The sequence below is a fragment of the Sphingobacterium anhuiense genome (assembly GCF_042686355.1).
GTDB lineage: Bacteria > Bacteroidota > Bacteroidia > Sphingobacteriales > Sphingobacteriaceae > Sphingobacterium > Sphingobacterium anhuiense.
On record NZ_JBHUPE010000009.1, the window covers coordinates 19,791 to 28,740 of the forward strand.

At 37.5% G+C, this 8,950-nt stretch carries 5 protein-coding genes; 2 read left to right on the forward strand and 3 right to left on the reverse strand.

What is annotated here, in order from left to right; genetic code table 11:
- Positions 1-107 precede the first annotated feature (107 nt).
- Complete coding sequence (locus ACFS6I_RS19460; protein ID WP_380923134.1) at positions 108-2,369, forward strand: glycoside hydrolase family 20 protein; 2,262 nt, start codon at positions 108-110, stop codon at positions 2,367-2,369.
- A 227-nt stretch (positions 2,370-2,596) separates the two neighbouring features.
- Positions 2,597-5,413: a carbamoyl-phosphate synthase large subunit gene (carB, locus tag ACFS6I_RS19465; protein ID WP_380923136.1), complete on the forward strand. Its 2,817-nt coding sequence runs from the start codon at positions 2,597-2,599 to the stop codon at positions 5,411-5,413.
- Between the two features lie 79 nt (positions 5,414-5,492).
- On the opposite strand, the gene ACFS6I_RS19470 is transcribed toward carB, so the two are convergent.
- From ACFS6I_RS19470 to ACFS6I_RS19480, 3 genes are all read right to left on the reverse strand, one after another.
- Positions 5,493-6,461: a formylglycine-generating enzyme family protein gene (locus ACFS6I_RS19470; protein WP_380923138.1), complete on the reverse strand. Its 969-nt coding sequence runs from the start codon at positions 6,459-6,461 to the stop codon at positions 5,493-5,495.
- Between the two features lie 242 nt (positions 6,462-6,703).
- Complete coding sequence (locus ACFS6I_RS19475; protein ID WP_021190651.1) at positions 6,704-8,113, reverse strand: Gfo/Idh/MocA family protein; 1,410 nt, start codon at positions 8,111-8,113, stop codon at positions 6,704-6,706.
- 560 nt (positions 8,114-8,673) lie between these two features.
- The coding region (locus ACFS6I_RS19480; protein ID WP_380923140.1) for a hypothetical protein at positions 8,674-8,950 on the reverse strand (277 nt) is incomplete at its 5' end.

The window sequence follows — 8,950 nt, forward strand, 5'->3', positions numbered from 1 at the left end:
TTTTGTTTGAATACTATCATAATAACCATTGTCACCCTATATCATACAGCTGAACGTATTGTTTTTTTTATGATATTTGTAAAACATCATATTAAATACCAATTCACATGCGATTTAGCCATTCAGTAACTTTGGTACTTTTAGCGGGACTTTTACCCCTAAAAATATTTGCTCAGCAAAATTTTGACTTAATACCGAAACCCAGCAGTCTTACACTAGCAGTTGGTTCCTATCAAATTCCAGCTTTTCCAAAAGTTTATGTTTCAGAAGAATTCATAAATGCCAGTCAGTTACTAACGGAACATCCGGCTATAACATCTATTACGACCGAAATTGTAAAAAAGATAAAGAAAGCCCCCAAAGAAGGAATTCGCATCTTAAAAGCTGAGGAAACAGATAAACTAGATAAAGCAGCCTATCGCATCGGTATTACTGATAAAGGAATTGTTATCTTAGCTCATGAAGTTGCCCCTGCCATCAATGCCATTTACACACTTGTTCAACTCGGCTACTTACAGGACAATCCTGCTCAGATAAATGCTGTGGATATCGAAGATCAACCAAGTTTTTCATATCGCGGATTACATTTAGATCCTTCACGTCATTTTATTCCTTTCCCCATTATGAAGAAATTTGTAGATGTTATGGCTCTCTACAAATTGAATAATCTGCACTGGCATTTGACTGATGGAGCGGGATGGAGATTAGAGATTAAGAAATACCCAGAATTAACCAATAAAGCGGCGTGGCGCACGCATGTAAAATGGAAAGACTGGTGGAACAATGGCCGTCAATATGTGGATGCAGGAACTCCAAATGCAAGTGGTGGATTCTATACACAGGATCAAGCCCGAGAACTCGTAGCCTATGCCGCGCAACGGGGGATTAATGTCATTCCTGAAGTTGAAATGCCTGGACACTCTGAAGAAGTTTTAGCCATTTACCCCGAATTATCCTGCTCCGGTAAACCTTATACACAATCTGAATTCTGTGTCGGTAATGAGAAAACTTATGAGTTTTTAAAAAATGTACTGGATGAAGTTATTGCCATATTTCCTTCACCTTACATTCATATTGGAGGAGATGAGGCCGATAAGAAACATTGGAAAACCTGTCCTAAATGTCAAGCTTTAAAAGCAAAAGAAGGTTTAAAATCTGAAGAAGAACTTCAAAGTTACTTGATTAAACAGATGGATGAATATGTCCAATCTAAAGGTCGTAAAATTATCGGCTGGGACGAAATCTTAGAAGGAGGATTGACAAAAGGTGCTACTGTGATGAGCTGGAGAGGCGAATCAGGAGGTATCAATTCGGCTAATGCAGGACACGATGTCATCATGACCCCAGGATCCCACCTTTATTTTGATTCATACCAAACGGACCCTAGAACGCAACCTGAAACAATTGGCGGATACCTTCCTATCAGTAAAGTCTATGAATACAACCCTATTCCAGCTGCTATTCAGCAAGATAAAATTAAGCATGTTTTAGGTGCTCAGGCAAATTTATGGGCAGAATACATGCCTAATTATCAACAATTAGAATACATGGCTTTTCCAAGAACATTAGCTTTAGCTGAAGTTGTCTGGACAAAAGCTGATCTAAAAAATTGGCCGAACTTCCATAAAAGACTGCAATCACACTATAAAATTTTACAGCACTTCGATATCAATTATTATCGACCATCGTACAATGTAAAAGCTTCCGTAGATTTTGATGCAAAGAAGGCCTCAAATACGGTAACATTAACGACCGAACAATTACATGCAGATAATATCCGATTTACGATAGATGGATCAAAACCCACTTATCAAGCAACCCCTTATAACAATTCATTTGATCTCTCTGTTCCTACGATTGTTAAAGCAGCTTACTTTTTAGATTCAACTCAGGTCGGACCCATCGAAACGATCCAACTGGATGTTCATAAAGCAATAGGAAAAGCTGTTTCTTATACAAATAAATGGGACGATGGATATCCTGCACAGAAAGAACTGACATTAACAAACGGTGTTAAAGGCGGGTTAACATACCAAGATGGGCAATGGCAAGGATTTTTAAAAGATCTTGATGTTGTTGTTGATTTCGAGCGACGTGAAGAGATCAATAGTGTTGCCATGAATTTCATGCAGATTACAGGTCCTGGCGTATATATGCCTGGAGAATTTAAAGTTTTATTATCCGAAAATGGTCGAACTTTCAGAGAGGTCGGTATCGTACAGAACGACGTTTCTGATCAAGACCCAACCTTAACTTTCAAACGGTTTGAATTGAAATTAGCGAAGCCTCAACAAGCACGTTTTGTACGTGTCGTAGCAACAAATCCGAAAAAAGGATTTCTATTTGCGGATGAGCTGATTGTCTATTAAATAATGCATTCTTTACAGAGAGCAGCGGTATTACAAAAGTGTGCTGCTGCTCTCTTTTTGAAGATCCTCCCGTACATAAATGATTTATCTGAAAATAAATATCGGAAAATCAAATAAAATAATGTAATTTTGCACTCCGACAAAGCGGTCGGAATATACCCTTCTCGAAGCGCATTTTTGATTGTCTTTGTTCATACTTTGAAATTTTATTTTTTGAACTAGATATAATGCCAAGAAACACCTCCATTAAATCGGTTTTAATCATTGGATCAGGTCCAATTGTAATTGGTCAAGCCTGTGAATTTGATTATTCGGGATCTCAAGCAGCCCTTTCTCTAAAAGAAGAAGGCATTGAAGTTTCCATCATCAACTCGAACCCTGCAACGATTATGACTGATAAAGTCATTGCAGACCACGTTTATTTACTTCCTTTAACTGTAGAAAGTATTGAAGAAATCCTCAAAGAACAGCATATTGATGCCGTGCTACCTACAATGGGTGGCCAAACAGCATTAAATTTATGTATCGAGGCTTCAAACATCGGACTATGGGAAAAATACGATGTTAAAGTTATCGGTGTTGATGTTGCTGCAATTGAAAAAACAGAAAACCGTGAAGAGTTCCGTCAATTAATGATTGATATCGGTGTAGGTGTAGCACCTTCAAAAATCGCCAACTCTTTCCTAGAAGGTAAAGAAGCTGCGCAAGAAATTGGTTATCCATTAGTGATTCGTCCTTCTTATACCTTAGCAGGTACTGGTGGTGGATTTGTACACTCGAAAGATGAATTCGACGCAGCTCTTAGTAGAGGTTTAAGTGCTTCTCCTACTCACGAAGTATTAGTTGAGAAAGCAGTATTAGGCTGGAAAGAATTCGAATTAGAGTTATTACGTGATACCAATGATAACGTAATTATCATCTGTACTATTGAGAACTTTGATCCGATGGGAATCCATACAGGTGACTCAATCACGGTTGCTCCAGGGATGACTTTATCCGACAAATGCTACCAAGACATGCGTAATCAAGCAATCCTGATGATGCGTTCTATTGGTAACTTTGCAGGAGGTTGTAACGTACAGTTCTCTGTTAATCCGGAGGATGAAGACATCATCGCAATCGAAATCAACCCTCGTGTATCTCGCTCTTCAGCATTAGCATCTAAAGCAACGGGTTACCCCATTGCAAAAATTGCTGCTAAATTAGCGATTGGTTACAATTTGGATGAATTACAAAACCAAATCACAAAAACTACGTCAGCTTACTTCGAGCCAACTTTAGATTATGTAATCGTAAAAGTACCTCGTTTCAACTTTGATAAATTCAAAGGAGCAAATACAGAATTAGGTTTGCAGATGAAAGCGGTAGGTGAAGTAATGGCAATCGGCCGTACTTTTATCGAAGCACTTCAAAAAGCATGTCAATCATTAGAAACAAACCGCGCAGGTTTAGGAGCTGATGGTCGTCAATTACGCAATTTAGAAGAGATCATGCATAGCCTTGAGCATCCAAGTGGTGATCGTCTGTTTCATATCAAAGATGCGTTTGAATTGGGTGTTCCATTGGAATCTATCCGCAAAGCAACACGTATCGATAAATGGTACTTAGTACAAATCCAAGAATTAGTAGCCTTAGAAACAGAACTTCGCCGCTACCAATTGAACAATATTCCAAAAGACTTCTTCATGACCTTGAAACAAAAAGGTTATTCAGATATCCAAATCTCTTGGTTATTAGGAAATGTAACGGAAGATGAAGTATATGACCGTCGTAAGGCATTAGGCATTAGCCGTGTTTACAAAATGGTTGATACTTGTGCTGCGGAATTCCCTGCGCAAACACCATACTACTACTCTACTTTTGAAGAAGAAAACGAATCAGTAGCTTCTGATAAGAAAAAAATTGTTGTATTAGGTTCAGGTCCTAACCGTATCGGTCAAGGTATCGAATTTGATTACTCTTGTGTACACGGTTTATTAGCTGCTAAAGAAGCAGGATTCGAAGCAATCATGGTTAACTGTAACCCAGAGACGGTTTCAACGGACTTCAACATGGCTGATAAATTATACTTTGAGCCAGTATTCTGGGAACATGTTCGCGAAATTATTGAATTAGAGAAACCAGTAGGTGTTATCGTTCAATTAGGTGGTCAGACAGCTCTTAAAATGGCTGATCAATTAGAAGCACTTGGTGTTAAGATCATCGGAACAGATTTCCAAAATATGGATTTAGCCGAAGATCGCGGTCGTTTCTCAGATCTATTGAAATCTTTGGATATTCCTTATCCTAAGTATGGTGTAGCTGAGTCGGCAGAAGAAGCAATCAAAGTTGCGAACGAAGTTGGATATCCAGTTCTTGTTCGTCCATCATATGTACTAGGTGGCCAAGGAATGAGCATCGTGATCAACGATGATGACTTAGAGAAAGCAGTCGTTAACTTATTGAAAAACCTTCCTGGAAACCGTGTCCTAATTGACCACTTCTTGGATCGTGCTGAAGAAGCAGAATCTGATTCCATCTGTGATGGTGAAGATGTACACATAATTGGTATGATGGAACACATTGAACCTGCAGGTATCCACTCTGGAGACTCTTACGCAGTACTACCTCCATTTAGCTTATCACAAGCTGTACAAGATAAAATGGCAGAGTATTCGATCAAATTAGCGAAAGCATTAGATGTAAGGGGGCTATTAAATATTCAATTCGCCGTGAAAGGTGAAAATGTCTATGTAATCGAAGCAAACCCACGTGCATCTCGTACAGTTCCTTTTATCGCTAAAGCATACGATGTACCTTACATCAACATCGCAACAAAAATCATGTTAGGCGTAAACAAATTGAAAGATTTCAAAATTGAGCGCAAATTACAAGGTTGGGCAATCAAAGAACCTGTATTCTCGTTCTCTAAATTCCCTGAAGTTGATAAACAATTAGGTCCAGAAATGAAGTCTACAGGTGAAGCTATCCGTTTCATCAAAGATTTAAATGACCCTTACTTTAGAGATTTAGTTGCTAAAAAATCGATGTTCTTATCGAAATAAGCTTAAACTCTTATTGCATAAAAAAGCCTTCTTATTTATTTAAGAAGGCTTTTTTTATAGGATCATATTTGTTCACAAGTTAAATGTCTTTAACGCATCTAAATCCTACATTGTTTGTCGGACTGTTAATCTCACCCTTTCCACGGCTACCTGCTTTATAACGCTCACAATATTGATCATTGCAGAGAAACGAACCACCCCGTTGTACTCGTTTTACAGCACCTGGTTCATCGGGGTCATATGCATCAGTTGGACCTTTAGGATTATCGGCAGTACTTTTTGCATAATAATCAGGACGATAAAAGTCAGCGCACCATTCCCAAACATTACCTTCCATATCATACAGACCGATTGAATTTGCAGGAAAAGCTTTAACTGGTGACGTACCGATGTAACCATCTAACTTCGTATTGAGAACAGGAAACTGTCCCTGAAAAATATTTGCGAGATAGCGATCATTATCCAACAATTCATTTCCCCAATAATAGGTCATCGGATTTGATGTACGAGCACGTGCAGCGTATTCCCATTCGGCTTCTGTTGGTAAACGTTTTCCTGCCCACTTTGCATAGGCTTCAGCATCTTGATAAGCAATATGTACAACAGGAAAGTCCTCTTTACCCTTAATATTGGTATTCGGACCTTCAGGATGCTTCCAATTAGCCCCTACGACATAAGACCACCATTGCAGATGATTGGTTAAACCTTGAACCTCTTTTGGTGGTGAAAAAATAGCAGATCCTGGCTTTAACATCGCCGGATCTACATCTGGAAATTCCTTTGGATCTAACGGTCTTTCAGCCACAGTTACATAACCGGTCGCTTTTACAAATGCTTCAAATTGACCATTTGTTACTTCATGTTCATCAATTAAAAAATCATTAATTTTAACTTCATGTACTGGTTTAGCATCAACAAACTGATCCGAACCCATCATAAAATATCCACCTGTAACCTTGACCATTTTAACTTGATCAATACCAGCCCCTTCAACGATATGATGCGTAGTATCTAAATTCGAAAATCGAGAGGGAATATTTGTTGCCATATAACAGCGGGAAGAATCTTGCGAAACAAAGAGATCGGCAGTATTACCTTTCGGCTTACTGTTACTGAAGCATGAAGTCAATAAGACAAAACATGGGACACAAAAGAATATATTCCTGTACATAGGTCGGTCGATAACAAATAAAGTTACAATTTAGATATTTTTAAACAAGAAGTGAAACGATCGTCAATAAAAAAGGGAGAACAATAACCGCTCTCCCTTTCTAATAATTAACAAAAAGATTATACGTCTAATTGAACACCGCTTACTTTACCTTCTTTTGAACGTATTTTTGTTGTACCACCACCATTTAAAGTGATATCTACAGGCTTATTCGTTTTCCATGCACCTTTAGTAAAATCAGGAATATTGACCGTTCTTGAGTTGTTTTTTACAGAATCAAAACTTAAAGGAACGATACAACTCCAAGAAGCTGCATCATAAACATCCTGATCCAATGGTAAACCATTGCGCAAACAATCTATTAATCTCCAGTCCATCATGAAATCCATTCCACCGTGACCGCCTACCTGTTTTGCTTGCTCACCAATAAATTTCACTAGTTCAGGTGTATATTTAGCATACAGTTCTTTCATTTTATCTTTGGAGATAAATTCATGTCCAAACGCAATATTTTCATCAGGATATTTCTGGGCATAACCTTTTGTACCGCTTAATGTATGTAATCTAGAATATGGTCTTGGAGAAGTCACATCATGTTGCAACATAATTGTCTTACCCAATTCTGTACGGATTAAAGTTGTATTCATATTACCACGGAAGTTCTTACCAACAAATTCTTGATAAAACGAATCTTTTGCTGCCAATTCTTTCGCTTTAGCGCCCATTTGGAAATCATTTGTAGACATAGCAACTAAATGATTCATTTTATCACCACGGTTTATGTTCATACATTGCGCAACCGGACCTAAACCATGTGTTGGATATAAGTTACCATTTAACTTAATATTTTCACGCAATCTCCACATATTATCGTAACCATTTTTCGCAAAATTTAAGTCCAATAAATCGTGAATATATGCTCCTTCGCCATGTAACAGCTCCCCAAATAGACCTTGACGCGTCATGTTTAATGTTAGCATTTCAAAGAAATCATAGCAACAGTTCTCCAACATCATGCAATGTTTTTTCGTTTCTTCTGATACGCGAACCACTTCCCAACAGTCTTTAAGAGTTAAGGCAATCGGCACCTCACATGCAACATGCGCACCAGCTTTCATTGCGCCGATACTCATGGGAGTATGATAGTCCCATGGAGAACAGATATAAACTAAATCCAATTTCTCATTCTTTAGCATATCTTTCCATCCATCCTCACCAGAATAAGATTTTGCATCTTTCAACGATTTCTTACGCAAGATACCTTGAGCACGTTCTACACGGTCTGCATGTTTATCACATAACGCAACGATCTCAACACCATCAATGTATGACAAACGATCCACAGCACCAGGGCCACGCATTCCTAAACCAATAACTGCTGCACGCACTTTATCAATCTTAGGGGCTGCATGACCGGACATGTTGAATTTTGTTGCGGCCAATACATTGGAATTTAAAGTTGGTAATGTCACCGCTACAGATGATAAGATACCCGCTTTCTTTAAGAAATCTCTTCTATTAGAATTCATATTTTGATAGATTAATTTACATACAAAATTAAAGGGGCCATAGAAAGCCCCTCTAAAATCACCTATTTTAAAACAAACTAAACAGTCTTTGAAATGATTATCAAACTTAATGATAACAGTCGTTCAATAATTAGTTATAGAATCGGCCGTAGACCTTTTCTATAACAAGAATACACTAGAAAATCGGTAATTAAAAATAAAAAAACAAAGCAATCGTTTGCTTAAAATAAACAACCGTTTGCAAAGTGACATCCAGCATTCAGATATTTCTCAAATTCTAGTAACCAATTAGTTACATCTAATAATCTTGTTCATAATTAAATAAAGAAACTTCTGAATTATAATTTATAGCATCCTGAATTCTCTTATCATGAAACGCAGAGACTTGTATCTGTTATTAAAATAAAAATCATTTCTGAAGTCCTTCATTTGGATAAATAAACATCAATCTGAAGAGCTCGTTAGCATATCTTATGAATTATTAAAATATACTATGAAATAATAATGTGTTATCAAACTGAACACAATCCTAGTAGTATGTTGAAGAATCAATCAACATATTAAAAGAATCTAATGCCACTATGAGGAGCAATCAGTAAGTAATAATTATAGATTCTGAAACTAATGGGGTTATAAGCATGGGTATGTATAGCATAAAAGCAGAAGCTGCTATTATGCTTGTCCGATAGGAAGAGGATGTAGAAGCTGAATAGGCTAAATGATGAGCATGAAGGACCTGCAGAAGTTACCGAAAGAACAGGAATAGCCATGTTCTCAGCATAAAAAATGTATAAACACAAAAAAGCCTCTGCTTTATAGCAAAGGCTTCTGTATAAA

Bases quoted from the DNA above. Each gene is read 5' to 3' on its own strand.
- ACFS6I_RS19460 (WP_380923134.1), top strand. From the start codon at position 108: ATGCGATTTAGCCATTCAGTAACTTTGGTACTTTTAGCGGGACTTTTA.
- carB (WP_380923136.1), top strand. From the start codon at position 2,597: ATGCCAAGAAACACCTCCATTAAATCGGTTTTAATCATTGGATCAGGT.
- ACFS6I_RS19470 (WP_380923138.1), bottom strand. From the start codon at position 6,461: ATGGCAACAAATATTCCCTCTCGATTTTCGAATTTAGATACTACGCAT.
- ACFS6I_RS19475 (WP_021190651.1), bottom strand. From the start codon at position 8,113: ATGAATTCTAATAGAAGAGATTTCTTAAAGAAAGCGGGTATCTTATCA.